This is a genomic window from Pseudomonas huaxiensis, from assembly GCF_003231275.1.
Lineage (GTDB): Bacteria > Pseudomonadota > Gammaproteobacteria > Pseudomonadales > Pseudomonadaceae > Aquipseudomonas > Aquipseudomonas huaxiensis.
Genome location: NZ_QKVL01000007.1, coordinates 120,389 through 139,847, shown reverse-complemented (window position 1 = coordinate 139,847; position 19,459 = coordinate 120,389). Strand labels below are relative to the sequence as shown.

Genomic DNA, 19,459 nt, shown 5'->3' with positions numbered 1-19,459 from the left:
GACTACGGCTCACCGACCAAGGGAATCTTCAGGTAGCTCACGCCGTTGTCTTCAGGCTCGGGGAACTGGCCGCTGCGCATGTTGATCTGCACGGACGGCAGCATCAGCACCGGCATCTCAAGGGTTGCGTCGCGAGCCTGGCGCATAGCGACGAATTCGTCCTCGCTGATGCCCTGATGAATATGGATGTTGCTGGCGCGCTGTTCCGCCACCGTAGTCATGTAGCGCAGCTCGCGACCACCGGGTAAGTAGTCGTGGCACATGAACAGTCGGGTGTCGTCGGGTAGGGCGAGGATGCGCATGATCGAGCGGTACAGCACGTGTGCGTCGGCGCCGGGAAAATCGCAGCGGGCGGTGCCATAGTCAGGCATGAACAGAGTGTCGCCAACGAAGGCTAAGATTTCACCGGCTGCCTCCACCAGGAAGGTCATGCAGGCCGGCGTATGCCCAGGGGTGTGCAGGGCACGAGCCTGCAAACCGCCAATGGTAAAAGTGGCGTCGTCGTCGAACAGTACATCGAACTGGCTCCCATCACGGGCAAAGCCGGAACCGGCATTGAACAGCGCGCCGAAGGTTTTCTGCACCTGGGTGATCTGGCTGCCGATTGCCAGTTGTCCGCCGAGGGCTTTTTTCAGGTACGCCGCTGCTGAAAGATGATCCGCGTGGACGTGGGTTTCCAGGATCCACTGCACGCTAGCGCCCAGCGCTCTTACCCGGTCGATCAGCCGATCAGCGTTGTGAGTGTCTGTGCGACCGGACTTCGGGTCGTAGTCGAGCACGCTGTCGATCAATGCGCACTGTCTGGTTTCGGTGTCCATGACCAGATAGCTGATGGTCCAGGTCGTGCTGTCGAACAGCGCTTCCAAATATAGATTGCCGACGGTGATCATTATCCATTCTCCAGAAAGGTCACTACAGCCGACCATCGATGAACACGGATGACTGAACGCATCTTAGCTCGGCGTTTGCGCGAACTTTGGCTTTGAATTGATAAACCCAAGAGACAAGAAACCCGGCTTTCGCCGGGTTTTTTGTTTCACGTGGAACAATCAGAAGTCGAGGTTGGACACCGACAACGCGTTGCTCTCAATGAACTCACGGCGTGGCTCGACCGCATCACCCATCAGGGTGTTGAAGATCTGGTCAGCCGCGATCGCGTCTTCGATGGTCACCTTGAGCATGCGACGCACGCTTGGGTCCATGGTGGTTTCCCACAATTGATCCGGGTTCATCTCACCCAGACCTTTGTAGCGCTGGATGGTGTGACGCTTGGTGCTTTCGTTCATCAGCCATTCAAGTGCTTCCTTGAATTCGCTGATGGCCTTCTTGCGCTCACCACGTTGAACGTATGCGCCATCGTCCAGCAGCGTGCTGAGCTGTGCACCCAGTGCAGTGACGGTGCGGTAGTCGTTGCTGCCGAAGAAGTCACGGTTGAAGGTGATGTAGCTAGCAAGACCATGGGAGGTGATTTCCACTTCCGGCAGCCATACGTTGCGCTCGCGGTCTTCACGCAGACTGGCCTTATACAGCAGGCCCGATTTCTCGCTGGTGCTCAGGCGCTCTTTGAACTTGTCCAGCCACTCGGTCATCTTCGCGTGGTCAGAAAGATCTTCCAGCGAAACGGCCGGCAGGTAGAGGAAATGCTCAGTCAGTTCCAGCGGGTACAGGCGCGACAGACGCTTGAGTGTCTTCATCACCGAGCGGAACTCGTTGACCAGGCTTTCCAGCGCAGGGCCGGAGATCGCCGGAGCAGATTCGTTCAAGTACAAGGCTGCGTCTTCCAGGGCCGACTGGGTCATGTACTCTTCCATGGCGTCGTCGTCCTTGATGTACTGCTCCTGCTTGCCTTTCTTCACCTTGTACAGCGGCGGCTGGGCGATGTAGATGTAACCGCGCTCGACCAGTTCCGGCAACTGACGGAAGAAGAAGGTCAGCAGCAGGGTACGGATGTGCGAACCGTCGACGTCAGCATCGGTCATGATGATGATGTTGTGATAGCGCAGCTTGTCGATGTTGTACTCATCGCGGCCGATACCACAGCCCAATGCGGTGATCAGGGTGCCCACTTCCTGGGACGAGATCATCTTGTCGAAGCGTGCTTTCTCGACGTTGAGGATCTTGCCCTTCAGCGGCAGGATCGCCTGGGTCTTGCGGTTACGACCTTGCTTGGCCGAGCCACCCGCGGAGTCACCCTCCACCAGGTACAGTTCGGAAAGGGCAGGGTCTTTCTCTTGGCAGTCCGCCAATTTCCCCGGCAGACCGGCGATGTCCAACGCGCCTTTACGGCGAGTCATTTCCCGCGCTTTACGGGCGGCTTCACGAGCGCGCGCGGCGTCGATCATCTTGCCGACCACAGCCTTGGCTTCGTTCGGGTTTTCCAGAAGGAAGTCAGAGAAGTACTTGCCCATCTCCTGCTCTACAGCCGTCTTCACTTCGGAGGAGACCAGCTTGTCTTTGGTCTGCGAGCTGAACTTCGGATCCGGCACCTTGACCGAAATGATCGCGGTCAAACCTTCACGGGCATCGTCACCGGTAGTCGAGACCTTGTTCTTCTTGGCCAGACCTTCCTGTTCGATGTAGTTGTTCAGGTTACGCGTCAGCGCAGAACGGAAGCCCACCAGGTGAGTACCGCCATCGCGCTGAGGAATGTTGTTGGTGAAGCAGAGCAGGTTTTCGTTGAAGCTGTCGTTCCACTGCAGGGCAATCTCGACGCCCACACCGTCCTCACGCTGGACGTTGAAGTGGAATACCTGGTTCACCGGAGTCTTGTTGGTGTTCAGGTACTCAACGAATGCACGCAGGCCACCTTCATATTTGAAGGCCTCTTCTTTACCAGAGCGCTCGTCTTTCAGCAGGATGCCAACGCCAGAGTTCAGGAACGACAGTTCACGAATCCGCTTGGCCAGGATGTCCCAGCTGAAATGAATGTTCTTGAAGGTTTCAGCCGAAGGCTTGAAGTGAATCTGGGTGCCGGTGGTTTCACTGTCGCCAACGATTTTCATCGGAGCTTGTGGAACACCGTGGACGTAGATCTGCTCCCAGATTTTTCCGCTACGACGAACAGTCAGGGTCAGCACTTCGGAAAGGGCGTTTACTACCGAAACACCCACACCGTGCAGACCACCGGAAACTTTATAGGAGTTGTCGTCGAACTTACCGCCGGCGTGCAGTACGGTCATGATGACCTCTGCGGCGGAAACCCCTTCTTCTTTATGCACATCAACCGGAATGCCGCGACCGTTGTCGCGTACGGTGATGGATTCATCCGTGTGGATGATTACAGTAATGTCGTCACAGTGGCCGGCGAGGGCTTCGTCGATCGAGTTGTCGACCACCTCGAACACCATGTGGTGCAGGCCGCTGCCGTCATCAGTGTCGCCAATGTACATACCAGGGCGCTTGCGCACGGCATCCAGCCCTTTCAGCACTTTAATGCTGGAGGAATCGTACGTTTGATTTTCGCTCATGCCTTCACTCCCGATGGTCGTGGGTCTGGGTGATACGGCCCTGTTCCACGTGGAACAAAGCAACCGGCGTATCCATCTGCCAGCCTTCCCTCAGTAATTCGTGATCTACACAGGTGATAAAAACCTGGCAGCGTAAGTCTTCCAACAAGCGGCAAAGTGCACGACGGTGCTGCTCGTCCAGTTCGGACGGCAGGTCATCCACCAGGTAAATACATTGGCCGCGACGTGCCTGGCTGACCAGGTGTCCCTGGGCGATACGCAATGCGCAGACCACCAGCTTTTGCTGGCCGCGGGACAAAATATCCGCGGCATTGTTAGCGCCCAATCTGAGGCGCAAATCTGCACGCTGTGGGCCCGCCTGGGTATGTCCCATCTGCTGATCGCGCTGGACGGAAGCCGCGAGAACGTCACTCAGCTCTCGGTCTTTATCCCATCCGCGGTAGTAACTCAGGGTAAGCCCTTCGAGCTCCAAAAGTTCGCTGAGGATTTGCTCGAAGACAGGCTTCAACGCTTTGATGTAATTACGGCGATATTCGTCGATTTCCGCACTGGCCAGGCACAATTCCCGGTCCCAAGCCGCTTGGGAAATAGCGTCAAGTGTACCATGCCGCAACCACGAGTTTCGCTGCCGAAGTGCCTTCTGCAGCCGCTGCCAAGTCCCCATGAAACGAGGTTCCACGTGGAACACACCCCAATCAAGGAATTGCCGGCGGATTTTCGGCGCGCCTTCAAGCAGGCGAAAACTGTCTGGATTGATCAATTGTAGCGGGAGGATTTCCGCCAACTGGGCGGTACCGCGTGCGTTCTGCCCGTCGATACGGATGGTGAAGTCGCCCTGCCGCTCCCGCGAAACACCCAGATTGCTAGAGGCGCCATTCTCCAACGTCACTTGGCCGAAGACCGTGCACGTTGGCTGTTCATATTGAATGACGGGGTTCAGGCGAGTGCTACGGAATGAACGAGCGAGCCCCAGCAGATAAATGGCTTCCAGCACGCTGGTTTTGCCGCTGCCGTTATCGCCGTACAGAATGTTGATTCGCGGGGAAGGTGAGAAGGTCACCGGGTGCAGGTTACGCACCGCGGTGACAGAGACACGACTGAGGGACATCTAGACAGGTCTGGGCAATTACAGGCGCATCGGCATAACGACATAAGAAGAGTCGTCGTTGCCCGCTTCCTGCAGCAGCGCACTGCTGTTGGAGTCGGAAAGGATCAGACGAACCTGCTCGGTCGTCATGACGCCCAGTACGTCCAGCAGATAGCTGACGTTGAAACCGATCTCGAGCGAGCCGCCGTTGTAGTCGACGCTGATTTCTTCCTCAGCCTCTTCCTGCTCCGGGTTGTTCGCCTGGATCTTCAATTGGCCAGCGGCCAGTTGCAGACGGATCCCGCGGTACTTCTCGTTGGAAAGAATCGCGGTACGGCTGAACGCTTCGCGCAGCGCCTGACGATCGCCCAGCACCAGCTTGTCGCCGCCTTTTGGCAGAACGCGCTCGTAGTCCGGGAACTTGCCGTCGACCAGCTTCGAGGTGAAGGTGAATTCGCCAGTAGTTGCGCGGATATGGTGCTGGCCCAGCACGATGCTGACCGTGCCGTCTGGTTCGGTCAGCAGGCGCGCCAGCTCGAGGATACCTTTGCGAGGCACGATGACCTGATGGCGATCAGCCTGACCGATGTCAGCGCTCATCGAGCACATGGCCAGACGGTGACCGTCGGTAGCGACCGCGCGAAGGGTGCCTGTGGATACTTCCAGCAACATACCGTTGAGGTAGTAACGGACGTCCTGCTGCGCCATGGCAAAGCTGGTGCGTTCGATCAGTCGACGCAGGCGGCTTTGTTCCAGGGTGCAGGTCAACGAGCCAGGGCCTTCTTCCACAGTCGGGAAATCATTGGCCGGCAAGGTCGACAGGGTGAAGCGGCTACGGCCGGCCTTCACCAGGAGTTTCTGCTCGTCGACCTTGATGTCGATCAGAGCGTCGTTGGGCAAGCTCTTGCAGATATCCATCAGCTTGCGCGCAGGAACCGTGATCTCGCCCGGCTCGGCAGGTTCTTCCAGTTGGACGCGGCCAACCAGTTCCACTTCCAGGTCGGTACCGGTCAGCGACAACTGTTGACCCTGGACCACCAGCAGTACGTTGGACAGTACTGGCAAGGTCTGGCGGCGCTCTACGACACCTGCGACCAGTTGCAGGGGTTTCAACAGGGCTTCGCGTTGAATGGTGAAATGCATGGTCTAGTCCCTTGCCTTGAAAAGCTGCGCCGACATCAGGTTGTCAGAGTCCGCAGCAGGTTCTTGTAGTCCTCGCGGATATCCGCGTCGGATTCCTTGAGTTCGTTGATCTTGCGGCAGGCGTGCAACACCGTGGTGTGATCGCGGCCGCCAAAAACGTCGCCGATTTCCGGCAGGCTGTGGTTGGTCAGTTCCTTCGACAGGGCCATGGCCACTTGTCGAGGCCTGGCCACCGAACGCGAGCGTCGCTTGGAGAGCAGATCGGAAATCTTGATCTTGTAGTACTCGGCGACGGTGCGTTGAATGTTATCCACACTCACCAGCTTGTCCTGCAGCGCCAGCAGGTCCTTGAGCGATTCACGAATCAGCTCGATGGTGATATCGCGCCCCATGAAGTGCGAGTGAGCGATGACACGCTTGAGCGCACCTTCGAGTTCACGAACGTTGGAGCGGATGCGCTGGGCAATGAAGAATGCCGCGTCGTGCGGTAGATCGACCTTTGCCTGGTCAGCCTTCTTCATCAGGATCGCTACGCGGGTTTCCAGCTCTGGAGGTTCGACCGCTACGGTCAGGCCCCAGCCGAATCGCGATTTCAGGCGCTCTTCCAGTCCTTCGATTTCCTTCGGATAACGGTCGCTGGTGAGAATCACCTGCTGACCGCCTTCGAGCAGGGCATTGAAGGTGTGGAAAAACTCTTCCTGCGAACGCTCCTTGCGAGCGAAGAACTGAATGTCATCGATCAGCAGTGCGTCCACGGAGCGGTAGAACCGCTTGAACTCGTTGATCGCGTTGAGCTGCAACGCCTTGACCATGTCAGCCACGAAGCGCTCGGAGTGCAGGTACACAACTTTGGCGTTGGGGTTCTTCTTGAGCAGGTGGTTACCCACAGCGTGCATCAAGTGAGTCTTACCCAGGCCAACGCCCCCATAAAGGAAGAGCGGGTTGTAACCGTGCTTGGGGTTGTCCGCAACCTGCCACGCAGCAGCGCGTGCAAGTTGGTTGGACTTGCCCTCGACGAAGTTCTCGAACGTGAACGTCCGGTTGAGGTAGCTGGTGTGCTTGAGCGCACCCTCGACCTGCACCGTGCGCTGTTCAGAACGCCCGTTGCCGGCAGCCGGTGCGCTGACGGGCACCTCGACCATGGCATCGAAACTATCCCGCGAAGGCGTGTCCTCGACCGCAGGCGCGACAGGAGCAGCGGCTGGAGCGCTGTTCACTGGCTCGCTGGCCACAGCAGGTCTGGCCTGGGCCGCAGCTTGCGCCTGTGACGCAGCGACTGACGCAGCCAAGGGCGCGTTGGGCGCTGCACGCGGAGCAGAGCTTCGACGGCTGCCTATTAATAAGGAAAGCGAAGGAGCGGCACCGTTGCCGTGCTCACCCAGCAGCTCGAGCAGGCGGCTCAGGTACTTCTCATTGACCCAGTCGAGTACGAAACGGTTAGGCGCGTAAACGCGCAACTCGTCGCCTTCGGCTTCGACTTGTAGTGGACGGATCCAAGTGTTGAATTGCTGGGTAGGCAGTTCGTCGCGCAGAAGCTCCACGCACTGCTGCCAAAGTTCCACTGACACGGATATCCCCTGAATTTGAAAGCCGGTGAGGGCCAGTGAGGCAAAAACAAGCGGCCATTGTACCGGGCGACCGCACACTTATCCACACGGGACTGGTCCAAGAGAGGCGATAAATCAGTCATTTACTGACCAAAATCCAATCTACCCGGTGTGAATAAGCTCTGTGGATAACCGCACCTGAGGACTATGCACAAGTCAGGGCTGAACCCTGTTGATAACTCGCCTGTTGATAACTACCTGTTTTATCCACCGCTTTTCCGATGGCCTGGCACAGCCAAAGCACCGTTTCCCGACAGGGTTCAAGATCTCTGTACAGTACGTGAATAAAGGCCTGTAGCGATTTATCCACAGAAATGCTCTGCATAAGATTTATAAGTTCTACAGAAAAGCTTTAAATACCTCTTCTCTTTTTTTCTATGTTTAATCGCGATGTCCTTGAGTGAGGGTGATCCCTTGGAAAGGAACCACCATTTTTTTACCTATAAGGAAACGCTGGTTGGAAATTGACCTACGAGCTTGCTTTCTCTAGAATCGCCGGTCTCTTAAAACGGGGGCCATTCCGGCCCGTTGTCACGAACCAGGTAACACGCCATGAAACGTACTTTCCAACCAAGCACCATCAAGCGCGCTCGCACTCACGGTTTCCGTGCTCGTATGGCCACCAAGAACGGCCGTGCCGTACTGTCCCGCCGTCGTGCCAAAGGCCGTAAGCGCCTGGCAGTTTGATTTTTCGGCATCGGTGGTGAGTCAGGACTTCAGTCGGGAAAAGCGTCTGCTGACCCCTCGACACTTCAAAGCGGTCTTTGACTCTCCATCAGGCAAGGTGCCCGGCAAGAGTCTCTTGCTCCTTGCCCGCGAGAACGGCCTTGATCACCCCCGCCTGGGTTTGGTGATCGGCAAGAAGAGCGTCAAGCTTTCCGTTCAACGCAACCGCTTGAAGCGTTTGATGCGCGATTCGTTTCGCCTTCACCAGGAGATCCTGGTCGGCTGGGACATTGTCATCGTCGCGCGCAAAGGCCTTGGCGATATAGAAAACCCGGAATTGCACCAGCATTTTGGCAAGCTCTGGAAGCGACTCGCTCGTAGTCGGCCCTCTCCAGTGGTCAAGACCGAATCTGTAGGGGTGGACCGTCCAGATGCGTAAACTGGCACTCGTTCCGATCCAGTTTTACCGTTACGCCATCAGCCCATTGATGGCCAGTCATTGCCGTTTCTACCCAAGTTGCTCCTGCTATGCGTACGAAGCCATCGAAAAACATGGTCTCTTGCGTGGCGGGTGGCTGACCGTTCGTCGGCTGGGTCGCTGCCATCCCTGGAATGCCGGCGGCTTTGACCCGGTTCCGCCAGTTCCTTCTTCCCGTACTTCTTCGATAGCCGAGTAATCATGGATATTAAACGCACGATCCTGATCGCCGCCCTGGCAATCGTGTCCTATGTCATGGTCCTCAAGTGGAACCAGGACTACGGCCAGGCTGCCCTGCCGACTCAGAATGTTGCTGCCAACACTGTCGCGCCGTCTCTGTCGGACACCCCGAATGCTGGCAACAGCGCAAGTGCTGATGTTCCGAGCGCCAGCGGCGAATCCAGCCCAGCCGAACTGGCTCCGGTGGTCGTCAGCAAGGACCTGATCCGGGTCAAAACAGACGTTCTCGATCTGGCTATCGACCCAAGCGGTGGTGACATCGCCCAACTGATGCTGCCGAAATACCCTCGCCGTCAGGACCATCCCGAAATTCCGTTCCAGTTGTTCGACAACGGTAGCGAGCGTGTTTACCTGGCTCAAAGTGGCCTGACCGGCGTCAATGGCCCGGATGCACGTTCTACTGGTCGTCCGCTGTACGCCACTGAACAGAAAAGTTATCAACTGGCTGATGGCCAGGACCAACTGGTCGTCGACCTGAAATTCAGCGACGCCGGCGTCAACTACATCAAGCGCTTCTCCTTCAACCGCGGTGAGTACGATCTGACCGTCACTTACCTGATCGATAACCAGAGTGGTCAGCCATGGACCGGTAACCTGTTCGCGCAATTGAAGCGTGACGCGAGTTCCGATCCTTCGTCGTCGACCGCTACCGGCACCGCCACTTACCTGGGCGCTGCCCTGTGGACAAGTTCCGAGCCCTACAAAAAGGTGTCCATGAAGGACATCGACAAGGGCAATTTGAAAGAAAATGTGAACGGTGGCTGGGTAGCCTGGCTGCAGCACTACTTCGTGACCGCGTGGATTCCGAAGTCCGGTGAGAACAACATCGTTCAAACCCGCAAAGACAGCCAGGGCAACTACATCATCGGTTTCACTGGCCCGGCGCTGAACGTAGCCACGGGTGCCCAGGCTGAAACCAGCACCATGCTGTACGCAGGTCCGAAGATTCAGGACAAGCTGAAAGCGTTGTCCCCAGGTCTGGAACTGACTGTCGACTACGGCATTCTGTGGTTCATCGCCCAGCCTATCTTCTGGCTGCTGCAACATATCCACAGCCTGCTCGGCAACTGGGGCTGGTCGATCATTGCCCTGACCATGCTGATCAAGCTGCTGTTCTTCCCGCTCTCGGCCGCCAGCTACAAGTCGATGGCGCGCATGCGTGCCGTGGCCCCTAAACTGGCTGCCCTGAAAGAACAGCATGGCGACGACCGGCAGAAAATGTCGCAAGCCATGATGGAGCTGTACAAGAAAGAGAAGATCAACCCGCTGGGCGGCTGCTTGCCAATCCTGGTGCAGATGCCGGTCTTCCTCTCGCTGTACTGGGTACTGCTGGAAAGTGTCGAGATGCGTCAGGCTCCGTGGATGTTCTGGATCACCGACCTGTCGATCAAGGATCCGTTCTTCATCCTGCCGATCATCATGGGCGCAACCATGTTCATCCAGCAGCAACTGAACCCGACTCCGCCGGATCCGATGCAGGCCAAGGTGATGAAGCTGATGCCGATCATCTTCACCTTCTTCTTCCTGTGGTTCCCAGCTGGTCTGGTGCTGTACTGGGTTGTGAACAACTGCCTGTCTATCGCACAGCAGTGGTACATCACCCGCAAAATCGAGGCAGCCACCAAGAAGGCCGCTGCCTGACAGGTTAGCCAGCTAATCTGTGGATAAACGCCCCACTCGTGGGGCGTTTTGCTATCTGACGTTTTTGTTTCGAGGCCCACCGACCATGAATTCCCGTCGTGAAACCATCACCGCCATCGCTACTGCCCAAGGCCGCGGCGGGGTGGGCATTGTGCGTATTTCCGGGCCTTTGGCCAGCCAGGCCGGCCAAGCGATCACTGGTCGTCAACTGAATCCGCGGCATGCTCATTACGGCCCGTTTCGCAGTGAAGACGGTCTGGTTCTCGACGAAGGCATCGCCTTGTTCTTCCCCGGGCCGAACTCGTTCACCGGCGAGGATGTGCTGGAACTCCAGGGCCATGGCGGCCCAGTGGTACTGGATATGCTTCTGCAGCGCTGTGTACAACTCGGTTGCCGGCTGGCGCGCCCGGGAGAATTCAGTGAGCGCGCCTTCCTCAACGACAAGCTCGACCTTGCGCAGGCAGAAGCCATCGCCGACCTGATCGAGGCGAGTTCTGCACAGGCTGCGCGCAATGCGCTGCGTTCGTTGCAGGGGGAATTCTCGCGCCGTGTGGATAACCTTACCGAGCGCCTGATCAGCCTGCGAATCTATGTGGAAGCCGCCATCGATTTTCCCGAGGAAGAAATCGACTTTCTCGCCGATGGCCATGCCCTGGGCATGCTCGATCAGGTCCGCGAAGATCTGGCCTTGGTAATGCGTGAAGCCGGGCAGGGCGCTTTGTTGCGCGATGGTATGACGGTTGTGATTGCCGGTCGGCCTAACGCGGGCAAGTCCAGTCTGCTGAACATGCTTGCCGGTCGCGAGGCGGCAATCGTTACCGAGATCGCCGGTACAACCCGGGATATCTTGCGCGAACATATCCACATCGACGGCATGCCGCTGCACGTTGTGGATACTGCCGGCCTGCGTGACACCGAGGACCATGTGGAAAAAATCGGCGTGGAGCGTGCGCTGAAGGCCATTGGAGAGGCCGATCGGGTGCTGTTGGTCGTGGACGCCACTGCTCCCGAGGCCACCGACCCGTTTGCACTATGGCCGGAGTTCCTCGATCAGCGGCCGCAGCCTGACAAAGTTACCCTGATTCGCAACAAAGCCGACCTCACTGGTCAGTCGATTGGCATTGAGCAGTGTGCGGATGGCCACGTCACGATCACTCTCAGCGCCAAAGCACCCGACATGGGCCTGGATCTGCTGCGCGAGCACCTTAAAGCGTGCATGGGTTATGAACAGACCGCCGAAAGTGGCTTCAGCGCCCGCCGGCGTCATCTGGAGGCGTTGCACCAGGCCAGCGCGAGTCTCGAGCACGGTCGTGCGCAATTGACCCTGGCTGGCGCCGGGGAGCTACTGGCGGAAGATTTGCGTCAGGCCCAGCAGTCTTTGGGTGAAATTACCGGGGCATTCAGCTCCGACGATCTCCTGGGTCGAATCTTCTCCAGCTTCTGCATCGGCAAATAAACCTTCTTATCCACAGACCGGGTCGCAACTGACGGCCCGGCTGTAGCTTCTTACTGCACCTTTCACTTATCCACTGACGAAGACTCCGGGCTTGCCTGGGGCTTTCGGCTGCCCGCTTGTCCACAAAATGCCGGAATAAGCCCTGTGGAAAACCCGCCTTCAGCTCCGTTGATAACTAGGCCTCAAGGTTGGAGATAAATTCGCCTGTGGGTAAATAGCAGTTTAATCCACAGGCTTAAGGCGCTTATCCATAGCCCCCAGGGGTGGTGATGAACAGGGTTTTGAAACGCTGTACATATTGATCTATATGGGCTGTAGAACGTTATCCACAGATATGTGCCGCACTAAGAATAAACATAAAAACAAAGCTTTTATAAAGTTTTCTTCGTTATTTCTATTACCGGCCATTCATCCACAGGCTGGTTAAATTTTGTGCAAAAGGTTCCTTTGAGAGGGGGTAAGTCCCTATACTTGTCAGCTATCCCTTTTTTATTCCCGAAACAGGCACGAGGTGCGTGGTGGATTTCCCTTCCCGTTTTGAAGTGATCGTCATCGGCGGCGGCCATGCCGGTACCGAGGCTGCGCTTGCGTCAGCACGCATGGGTGTCAAAACCCTGCTGTTGACCCACAACGTGGAAACCCTCGGGCACATGAGCTGCAACCCGGCTATCGGTGGTATCGGCAAGAGCCATCTGGTCAAGGAAATCGATGCGCTCGGCGGTGCCATGGCACTGGCCACAGACAAGAGCGGCATCCAGTTCCGTGTTCTGAACAACCGCAAGGGCCCGGCAGTACGGGCAACCCGTGCGCAAGCCGACCGTGCGATCTATAAGGCGGTGGTCCGGGAAATTCTCGAGAACCAGCCCAACCTGTGGATATTCCAGCAGTCCTGCGATGACCTCATCGTCGAGCAGGATCAGGTACGCGGCGTAGTGACCCAGATGGGCCTGCGGTTCTTCGCCGACTCCGTGGTATTGACCACCGGCACCTTCCTCGCGGGACTTATCCACATCGGTCTGCAGAACTATTCCGGTGGTCGGGCCGGTGATCCACCAGCGATCGCGCTGGCTCATCGCTTACGTGAATTGCCGTTACGTGTGGGTCGCCTGAAAACCGGTACTCCGCCGCGCATCGATGGACGTTCCGTGGATTTCTCGGTGATGACCGAACAGGCAGGTGATACCCCGATCCCGGTGATGTCGTTCATGGGCTCGAAGGAAATGCATCCGCGGCAGGTCAGTTGCTGGATTACCCACACCAATGAGCGGACCCACGAAATCATCGCGTCCAACCTCGACCGCTCGCCGATGTATTCCGGCGTCATCGAGGGCATTGGTCCGCGTTACTGCCCATCGATCGAAGACAAGATCCATCGGTTCGCTGACAAGCAGAGCCATCAGGTCTTCATCGAACCCGAAGGTCTCAATACCCACGAGTTGTACCCGAACGGGATATCCACATCCCTCCCGTTCGATGTGCAGTTGCAGATCGTGCGTTCGATCCGCGGCATGGAAAACGCGCACATCGTTCGCCCGGGCTACGCCATCGAGTACGACTACTTCGACCCGCGCGACCTGAAATACAGCCTGGAAACCAAAGTGATCGGCGGGCTGTTCTTTGCCGGGCAGATCAACGGCACCACTGGCTACGAAGAGGCCGGAGCCCAAGGATTGCTGGCCGGCGCCAACGCTGCGTTGCGTGCGAAAGGCCTGGAAAGCTGGTGCCCGCGTCGCGACGAAGCCTACATCGGCGTATTGGTCGACGACCTGATTACCCTGGGTACCCAGGAGCCGTACCGCATGTTCACTTCTCGCGCCGAGTACCGCCTGATCCTGCGCGAAGACAACGCGGATCTGCGCCTTACCGAAAAAGGCCGCGAACTCGGGCTTGTGGATGACGCACGCTGGGCGGCGTTCACTGCCAAACGCGAAGGAATCGAGCGTGAAGAACAGCGTCTGAAATCCACGTGGATACGCCCGGGCACCGAACAGGGCACCGCGGTTGCCGAACGATTCGGTACCCCGCTGAGCCACGAATACAACCTGCTTAACCTGTTGAGCCGCCCGGAAATCGACTATGCCGGCCTCGTTGAAGTGACCGGTGGCAGCGATGTGGACGACCAGGTCGCTGAGCAAATCGAGATCAAAACCAAATACGCCGGTTACATCGACCGGCAACAGGAAGAAATCGCTCGCCTGCGTGCCAGTGAAGACACCCGCCTGCCGGAAGATATCGACTACAGTGGTATTTCCGGGCTATCCAAGGAGATCCAGGGCAAGCTCGGCCAATCGCGGCCGGAAACCTTGGGCCAGGCTTCGCGTATCCCGGGCGTGACCCCCGCGGCGATTTCCCTGTTGTTGATCCATCTGAAGAAACGCGGCGCCGGCCGCGGTCTGGAGCAAAGCGCTTGAGTTCTATGGTCACCGCAAAACACGCCGATGAGTTGTCCACAGGGGCCCGCCAACTCGGGCTCGAGCTGAGCGAAGCGCAGCAGGAGCAACTGCTGGCCTATCTGGCTTTGTTGATCAAATGGAACAAGGCCTACAACCTCACCGCAGTGCGCGATCCCGATGAAATGGTGTCTCGCCATCTGCTCGACAGCCTCAGCGTGATGTCGTTTATCCACAGCGACCGCTGGCTGGACGTTGGCAGTGGTGGGGGGATGCCGGGGATTCCGTTGGCTATCCTGCATCCGGAGAAGCAGGTCACGGTGCTGGACAGCAATGGCAAGAAAACCCGCTTCCTCACTCAGGTCAAACTGGAGCTGAAACTGGACAACCTGACAGTTATCCACAAGCGGGCCGAAGAGTTCCAACCTGAGCAGCCATTCACCGGAATCATCTCGCGTGCTTTCAGCAGCATGGAAAATTTCACTAACTGGACGCGGCACCTGGGGAATTCCCAGACACAGTGGCTGGCAATGAAAGGACTGCATCCAGCCGATGAGCTGGTAGCATTGCCGGCAGATTTCGAAGTGGAGAGCGAGCAGGCCTTGACCGTTCCAGGTTGCCAAGGCCAACGCCATCTGCTGATACTGCGCCGCACGGCATGACTGGGAACACAAGCAAGAATGGCTAAGGTATTCGCGATTGCGAACCAAAAAGGGGGCGTGGGCAAAACCACGACCTGTATCAATCTCGCAGCCTCGCTGGTAGCAACCAAGCGTCGCGTGCTGCTGATTGACCTCGATCCACAAGGCAACGCCACCATGGGTAGCGGTGTGGATAAACATGTCCTGGAACATTCGGTCTACGATCTGCTGATCGGCGAGTGCGACCTGGCCCAGGCCATGCACATCTCCGAGCACGGTGGTTATCAACTGCTGCCGGCCAACCGCGACCTGACCGCCGCCGAGGTGGTGCTGCTGGAAATGCAGATGAAGGAAAGCCGCTTGCGCAATGCGCTGGCGCCTATCCGGGAAAGCTACGACTACATCCTCATCGACTGTCCGCCATCGCTGTCGATGCTGACCCTCAATGCCTTGGTCGCCGCTGACGGGGTGATCATCCCGATGCAGTGTGAATACTACGCACTGGAAGGTCTCAGCGACCTTGTGGATAACATCAAGCGCATCGCTGCCCGCCTGAATCCCGAACTCAAGATCGAAGGCCTGCTGCGCACGATGTACGACCCGCGCCTGAGCCTGAACAACGATGTTTCGGTGCAGCTCAAGGAGCATTTCGGCGAGCAGCTCTACGACACGGTCATTCCTCGCAACATTCGCCTGGCTGAGGCTCCGAGCTTTGGCATGCCGGCGTTGGCCTACGACAAGCAATCCCGAGGCGCCCTGGCTTACCTGGCCCTGGCGGGCGAACTCGTTCGTCGCCAGCGTCGTCAAACTCGCACTGCACAGACAACTTAAGGAATCCGCATGGCCGTTAAGAAACGAGGTCTCGGACGTGGGTTGGATGCACTGTTGAGTGGTCCGACCGTCAGCGCGCTCGAAGAGCAAGCTGTAAAGGTCGACAAGAAAGAACTGCAACACCTGCCGCTGGACCTGATCCAGCGCGGCAAGTACCAGCCACGTCGGGATATGGACCCGCAGGCGCTTGAAGAACTGGCCCAGTCGATCAGAGGCCAGGGCGTCATGCAGCCGATCGTGGTCCGCCCTATCGAGGGTGACCGCTACGAAATCATCGCCGGTGAGCGTCGCTGGCGTGCCAGCCAGCAGGCCGGGCTCGACACTATCCCGGCGATGGTCCGCGATGTGCCGGATGAAGCTGCCATTGCGATGGCGCTGATCGAGAACATCCAGCGTGAAGATCTGAATCCGGTTGAGGAAGCGAATGCGCTGCAACGTCTGCAGAGCGAATTCCAGCTGACTCAGCAACAGGTTGCCGATGCCGTGGGCAAGTCGCGGGTCACCGTGGCCAACCTGCTGCGTCTGATCTCCTTGCCGGAAGTCATCAAGACCATGTTGTCCCATGGCGATCTGGAAATGGGGCACGCACGTGCGCTGCTCGGATTACCGGAAGAACAGCAGGTTGAAGGGGCGCGACACGTTGTCGCACGCGGGCTGACGGTACGTCAGACCGAAGCGCTGGTTCGCCAGTGGCTCAGTGGCAAGCCGGAGCCCGTGGAGCCGGCCAAGGCCGATCCGGATATAACCCGTCTGGAACAACGGCTGGCCGAGCGTTTAGGGTCTTCTGTACAGATACGTCATGGCAATAAAGGCAAGGGCCAATTAGTTATTAAGTACAACTCCCTGGATGAGTTGCAGGGCGTCCTTGCTCACATCCGCTGAAACAATTCCCTTTGTAGCGCGTAGTCGGAAATCACTACCCGGCAGTTGAATAGGGGTTAAACCGCCCCTATACTCTGCGCGCATTTTGTCGGCACAAATTATGCCAAGTCATAGTTGACTGGTTGGCCGACTTCAGGGGAGCAGTTTTGATGGAAACCCGCACGCCAAACCGCTTGCCTTTCCATCGCTGGGCGGTTTTCCCGGTACTGCTGGCCCAATGTGTCGTGTTTCTGTTGGCAGCTTTGGCTTTGTGGCAGTGGCGCGGGACAGTCAGCGGATATTCAGGTCTCTGTGGAGGTCTGATCGCCTGGCTACCGAATGTGTATTTCGCCTACAAGGCTTTCCGGTTTACCGGGGCCCGGGCAGCGCAAGCCATCGTCAAGTCGTTTTACGCAGGCGAGGCAGGCAAATTGATTTTGACGGCGGTGCTGTTCGCACTGACGTTCGCAGGAGTGAAGCCATTGGCGCCATTAGCAGTATTCGGCGTCTTCTTGCTGACCCAACTGGTCAGCTGGTTCGCGCCCCTGCTGATGAAAACAAGACTTTCGAGACCTTAGGGCGTTTGAGGCAAACATGGCAGCAGAAACCGCTTCGGGCTATATCCAGCACCACTTGCAGAACCTGACCTTCGGTCAACTACCAGATGGCGGTTGGGGCTTTGCCCACTCCGCAGCAGAAGCCAAGGCAATGGGCTTCTGGGCGTTCCATGCGGACACCCTGGGTTGGTCGTTCGGTCTGGGCCTGATCTTCATTCTTCTTTTCCGCGCCGCGGCGAAAAAAGCGACCTCCGGCCTGCCCGGCGGTCTGCAGAACTTCGTTGAAGTGCTGGTCGAGTTCGTCAACGGCAGCGTGAAGGACTCCTTCCACGGCCGCAGCCCGGTCATCGCACCGCTGGCACTGACCATCTTCGTCTGGGTCTTCATGATGAACGCCGTCGACCTGATTCCGGTCGACTGGATTCCTCAGTTGGCGATCATGATCTCGGGTGATCCGCACATTCCGTTCCGTGCCGTATCCACCACCGACCCGAACGCCACGCTGGCCATGGCAATCTGTGTGTTCGCGCTGATCATTTTCTACAGCATCAAGGTCAAGGGCCTGGGCGGCTTCCTCGGTGAACTGACCCTGCACCCGTTCGGTAGCAAGAACATCTTCGTGCAGATCCTGCTGATTCCGGTCAACTTCCTGCTCGAATTCGTCACTCTGATCGCCAAGCCGATCTCGCTGGCTCTGCGTCTGTTCGGCAACATGTACGCCGGCGAGCTGGTGTTCATCCTGATTGCCGTGATGTTCGGCTCCGGCCTGCTGTGGCTGAGTGGTCTGGGTATCGTGCTGCAATGGGCGTGGGCTGTGTTCCACATCCTGATCATCACGCTGCAAGCATTCATCTTCATGATGCTCACCATCGTCTACCTTTCGATGGCGCACGAAGATAACCATTAAGACCGCCTGGCGTGTCTGATGATCCTCCTGTCGGTCTGAGGGAGGGTCGAAAAAGTCCGCAAGGGCACCGTTGTACCAAACGATTTTGTTTTACCGCTTCAAACTAAAAAACCTAACCAATACGACGTAAAAGTCGGGAGGAAAGATGGAAACTGTAGTTGGTCTTACCGCTATCGCTGTTGCTCTGCTGATCGGCCTGGGTGCTCTGGGTACCGCCATTGGTTTCGGCCTGCTGGGCGGCAAGTTCCTGGAAGGCGCTGCTCGCCAGCCAGAGATGGTTCCAATGCTGCAAGTTAAAATGTTCATCGTTGCCGGTCTGCTCGACGCCGTAACCATGATCGGTGTTGGTATCGCTCTGTTCTTCACCTTCGCGAACCCCTTCGTTGGTCAAATCGCAGGCTAATCACTCGATCATTCGAGTGGATTGGTGTGATAGACGAAGAACGAGCGAGGTGTTGGCGTGAATATTAATGCAACCCTGATTGGTCAGTCCCTTGCGTTCTTGATTTTCGTGGTGTTCTGCATGAAGTTTGTATGGCCTCCGGTCATTGCAGCTCTGCAAGAACGTCAAAAGAAGATCGCGGACGGACTGGACGCTGCCAACCGAGCAGCTCGCGACCTGGAGCTGGCCCAAGATAAAGCGGGTCAGCAACTGCGCGAAGCTAAAGCTCAGGCAGCCGAAATCATTGAGCAAGCCAAGAAGCGCGGTGCTCAGATCGTCGAGGAAGCCCGTGATCAGGCCCGCGTCGAAGCTGACCGTGTGAAGGCTCAGGCTCAGGCCGAGATCGAACAGGAAATTAACAGCGTCAAAGACGCGCTGCGCGCCCAAGTGGGTAGCCTGGCCGTTGGCGGTGCTGAAAAGATCCTTGGCGCCACAATCGATCAAAACGCGCATGCGGAGCTGGTTAACAAACTGGCCGCTGAAATTTAAGCGAGGGCGATCATGGCAGAACTGACCACGTTGGCCCGACCTTACGCTAAGGCTGCCTTTGAGCACGCCCAGGCCCATCAGCAACTGGCCAATTGGTCAGCCATGCTCGGCCTGGCTGCTGCAGTGTCGGAAGACGGCACAATGCAGCGCCTGCTCAAGGCCCCGCGACTGACGAGCGCAGAAAAGGCCGCCGCATTCATTAATGTCTGCGGTGACAAGTTTGATGCACAGGCACAGAATTTCATTCATGTTGCCGCGGAAAACGATCGTCTCCTGCTGTTGCCGGAGATTTCGTCATTGTTCGAGCTGTACAAGGCCGAACAAGAGAAATCCGTGGACGTGGAAGTCACCAGTGCTTTTGCGTTGAACCAAGAACAGCAAGACAAACTCGCCAAGGTTCTCAGTGCACGGCTCAGCCGGGAAGTGCGCCTGCATGCGACGGAGGATGCCTCCCTTATCGGTGGTGTCGTGATCCGCGCAGGTGACCTGGTAATCGATGGCTCGGTTCGCGGCAAAATCGCGAAACTGGCCGAAGCATTGAAATCTTGAGTTTGAA

The 19,459-nt window shown here is 57.4% G+C and carries 19 protein-coding genes; 14 read left to right on the top strand and 5 right to left on the bottom strand.

The features are described 5' to 3' along the window. Positions 1–2: 2 nt before the first annotated feature. The 5 genes from DM374_RS11120 to dnaA form a co-directional block, all read right to left on the bottom strand. Positions 3–890, bottom strand: a complete 888-nt coding sequence (locus DM374_RS11120; protein WP_110969857.1) for an MBL fold metallo-hydrolase — start codon at positions 888–890, stop codon at positions 3–5. Positions 891–1,049: 159 nt separating this feature from the next. After that, entirely contained in the window at positions 1,050–3,467 is a 2,418-nt protein-coding gene (gene gyrB / locus DM374_RS11115; RefSeq protein WP_110969856.1) for a DNA topoisomerase (ATP-hydrolyzing) subunit B, read from the bottom strand. 4 nt (positions 3,468–3,471) lie between these two features. Then, the gene (recF, locus tag DM374_RS11110) at positions 3,472–4,575 is read right to left on the bottom strand and encodes a DNA replication/repair protein RecF (protein ID WP_110969855.1); all 1,104 of its coding nucleotides are present in this window, start codon (positions 4,573–4,575) and stop codon (positions 3,472–3,474) included. Between the two features lie 18 nt (positions 4,576–4,593). Further along, the gene (dnaN, locus tag DM374_RS11105) at positions 4,594–5,697 is read right to left on the bottom strand and encodes a DNA polymerase III subunit beta (RefSeq protein ID WP_042121660.1); all 1,104 of its coding nucleotides are present in this window, start codon (positions 5,695–5,697) and stop codon (positions 4,594–4,596) included. A 35-nt stretch (positions 5,698–5,732) separates the two neighbouring features. Next, entirely contained in the window at positions 5,733–7,265 is a 1,533-nt protein-coding gene (dnaA, locus tag DM374_RS11100) for a chromosomal replication initiator protein DnaA (RefSeq protein WP_110969854.1), read from the bottom strand. 591 nt (positions 7,266–7,856) lie between these two features. Here dnaA and rpmH point away from each other — a divergent pair. The 14 genes from rpmH (at position 7,857) to DM374_RS11030 (ending at position 19,452) form a co-directional block, all read left to right on the top strand. Then, positions 7,857–7,991, top strand: a complete 135-nt coding sequence (rpmH, locus tag DM374_RS11095) for a 50S ribosomal protein L34 (RefSeq protein ID WP_002551315.1) — start codon at positions 7,857–7,859, stop codon at positions 7,989–7,991. 13 nt (positions 7,992–8,004) lie between these two features. Continuing rightward, on the top strand, positions 8,005–8,409 hold the full coding sequence (rnpA, locus tag DM374_RS11090) for a ribonuclease P protein component (RefSeq protein ID WP_218241378.1): 405 nt from the start codon (positions 8,005–8,007) through the stop codon (positions 8,407–8,409). Further along, the gene (gene yidD / locus DM374_RS11085; protein WP_095159116.1) at positions 8,402–8,647 is read left to right on the top strand and encodes a membrane protein insertion efficiency factor YidD; all 246 of its coding nucleotides are present in this window, start codon (positions 8,402–8,404) and stop codon (positions 8,645–8,647) included. Before rnpA ends, yidD begins: the two co-directional genes overlap by 8 nt. Before the next feature lie 2 nt (positions 8,648–8,649). Then, positions 8,650–10,329 (top strand): membrane protein insertase YidC, encoded by a 1,680-nt coding sequence (gene yidC / locus DM374_RS11080; RefSeq protein ID WP_110969853.1) that lies wholly within the window; start codon positions 8,650–8,652, stop codon positions 10,327–10,329. 85 nt (positions 10,330–10,414) lie between these two features. Beyond that, on the top strand, positions 10,415–11,785 hold the full coding sequence (gene mnmE / locus DM374_RS11075) for a tRNA uridine-5-carboxymethylaminomethyl(34) synthesis GTPase MnmE (protein ID WP_110969852.1): 1,371 nt from the start codon (positions 10,415–10,417) through the stop codon (positions 11,783–11,785). A 518-nt stretch (positions 11,786–12,303) separates the two neighbouring features. Then, complete coding sequence (mnmG, locus tag DM374_RS11070; RefSeq protein WP_110969851.1) at positions 12,304–14,196, top strand: tRNA uridine-5-carboxymethylaminomethyl(34) synthesis enzyme MnmG; 1,893 nt, start codon at positions 12,304–12,306, stop codon at positions 14,194–14,196. Then, on the top strand, positions 14,193–14,837 hold the full coding sequence (rsmG, locus tag DM374_RS11065; RefSeq protein WP_110969850.1) for a 16S rRNA (guanine(527)-N(7))-methyltransferase RsmG: 645 nt from the start codon (positions 14,193–14,195) through the stop codon (positions 14,835–14,837). Before mnmG ends, rsmG begins: the two co-directional genes overlap by 4 nt. An 18-nt stretch (positions 14,838–14,855) precedes the next feature. Next, a complete protein-coding gene (locus tag DM374_RS11060; RefSeq protein WP_095159121.1) occupies positions 14,856–15,647 on the top strand; it encodes a ParA family protein in 792 nt (263 codons plus the stop codon). A 9-nt stretch (positions 15,648–15,656) separates the two neighbouring features. After that, on the top strand, positions 15,657–16,529 hold the full coding sequence (locus DM374_RS11055) for a ParB/RepB/Spo0J family partition protein (RefSeq protein WP_110969849.1): 873 nt from the start codon (positions 15,657–15,659) through the stop codon (positions 16,527–16,529). Between the two features lie 149 nt (positions 16,530–16,678). Further along, the gene (locus DM374_RS11050; protein WP_095159123.1) at positions 16,679–17,086 is read left to right on the top strand and encodes a F0F1 ATP synthase subunit I; all 408 of its coding nucleotides are present in this window, start codon (positions 16,679–16,681) and stop codon (positions 17,084–17,086) included. A gap of 16 nt (positions 17,087–17,102) precedes the next feature. Further along, positions 17,103–17,972: a F0F1 ATP synthase subunit A gene (atpB, locus tag DM374_RS11045; protein WP_095159124.1), complete on the top strand. Its 870-nt coding sequence runs from the start codon at positions 17,103–17,105 to the stop codon at positions 17,970–17,972. A 145-nt stretch (positions 17,973–18,117) separates the two neighbouring features. After that, positions 18,118–18,375 (top strand): F0F1 ATP synthase subunit C, encoded by a 258-nt coding sequence (atpE, locus tag DM374_RS11040; protein WP_003097235.1) that lies wholly within the window; start codon positions 18,118–18,120, stop codon positions 18,373–18,375. Positions 18,376–18,432: 57 nt separating this feature from the next. Further along, complete coding sequence (locus DM374_RS11035) at positions 18,433–18,903, top strand: F0F1 ATP synthase subunit B (RefSeq protein WP_009402529.1); 471 nt, start codon at positions 18,433–18,435, stop codon at positions 18,901–18,903. Between the two features lie 12 nt (positions 18,904–18,915). Then, entirely contained in the window at positions 18,916–19,452 is a 537-nt protein-coding gene (locus DM374_RS11030; RefSeq protein ID WP_095159126.1) for a F0F1 ATP synthase subunit delta, read from the top strand. Positions 19,453–19,459 lie beyond the last annotated feature (7 nt).

Excerpts from the sequence above, each read along its gene's own strand:
- DM374_RS11120 (WP_110969857.1), bottom strand. The coding sequence starts at position 890 with ATGATCACCGTCGGCAATCTATATTTGGAAGCGCTGTTCGACAGCACG.
- gyrB (WP_110969856.1), bottom strand. The coding sequence starts at position 3,467 with ATGAGCGAAAATCAAACGTACGATTCCTCCAGCATTAAAGTGCTGAAA.
- recF (WP_110969855.1), bottom strand. The coding sequence starts at position 4,575 with ATGTCCCTCAGTCGTGTCTCTGTCACCGCGGTGCGTAACCTGCACCCG.
- dnaN (WP_042121660.1), bottom strand. The coding sequence starts at position 5,697 with ATGCATTTCACCATTCAACGCGAAGCCCTGTTGAAACCCCTGCAACTG.
- rpmH (WP_002551315.1), top strand. The coding sequence starts at position 7,857 with ATGAAACGTACTTTCCAACCAAGCACCATCAAGCGCGCTCGCACTCAC.
- yidD (WP_095159116.1), top strand. The coding sequence starts at position 8,402 with ATGCGTAAACTGGCACTCGTTCCGATCCAGTTTTACCGTTACGCCATC.
- yidC (WP_110969853.1), top strand. The coding sequence starts at position 8,650 with ATGGATATTAAACGCACGATCCTGATCGCCGCCCTGGCAATCGTGTCC.
- mnmE (WP_110969852.1), top strand. The coding sequence starts at position 10,415 with ATGAATTCCCGTCGTGAAACCATCACCGCCATCGCTACTGCCCAAGGC.
- DM374_RS11060 (WP_095159121.1), top strand. The coding sequence starts at position 14,856 with ATGGCTAAGGTATTCGCGATTGCGAACCAAAAAGGGGGCGTGGGCAAA.
- DM374_RS11055 (WP_110969849.1), top strand. The coding sequence starts at position 15,657 with ATGGCCGTTAAGAAACGAGGTCTCGGACGTGGGTTGGATGCACTGTTG.
- DM374_RS11050 (WP_095159123.1), top strand. The coding sequence starts at position 16,679 with ATGGAAACCCGCACGCCAAACCGCTTGCCTTTCCATCGCTGGGCGGTT.
- atpB (WP_095159124.1), top strand. The coding sequence starts at position 17,103 with ATGGCAGCAGAAACCGCTTCGGGCTATATCCAGCACCACTTGCAGAAC.
- atpE (WP_003097235.1), top strand. The coding sequence starts at position 18,118 with ATGGAAACTGTAGTTGGTCTTACCGCTATCGCTGTTGCTCTGCTGATC.
- DM374_RS11030 (WP_095159126.1), top strand. The coding sequence starts at position 18,916 with ATGGCAGAACTGACCACGTTGGCCCGACCTTACGCTAAGGCTGCCTTT.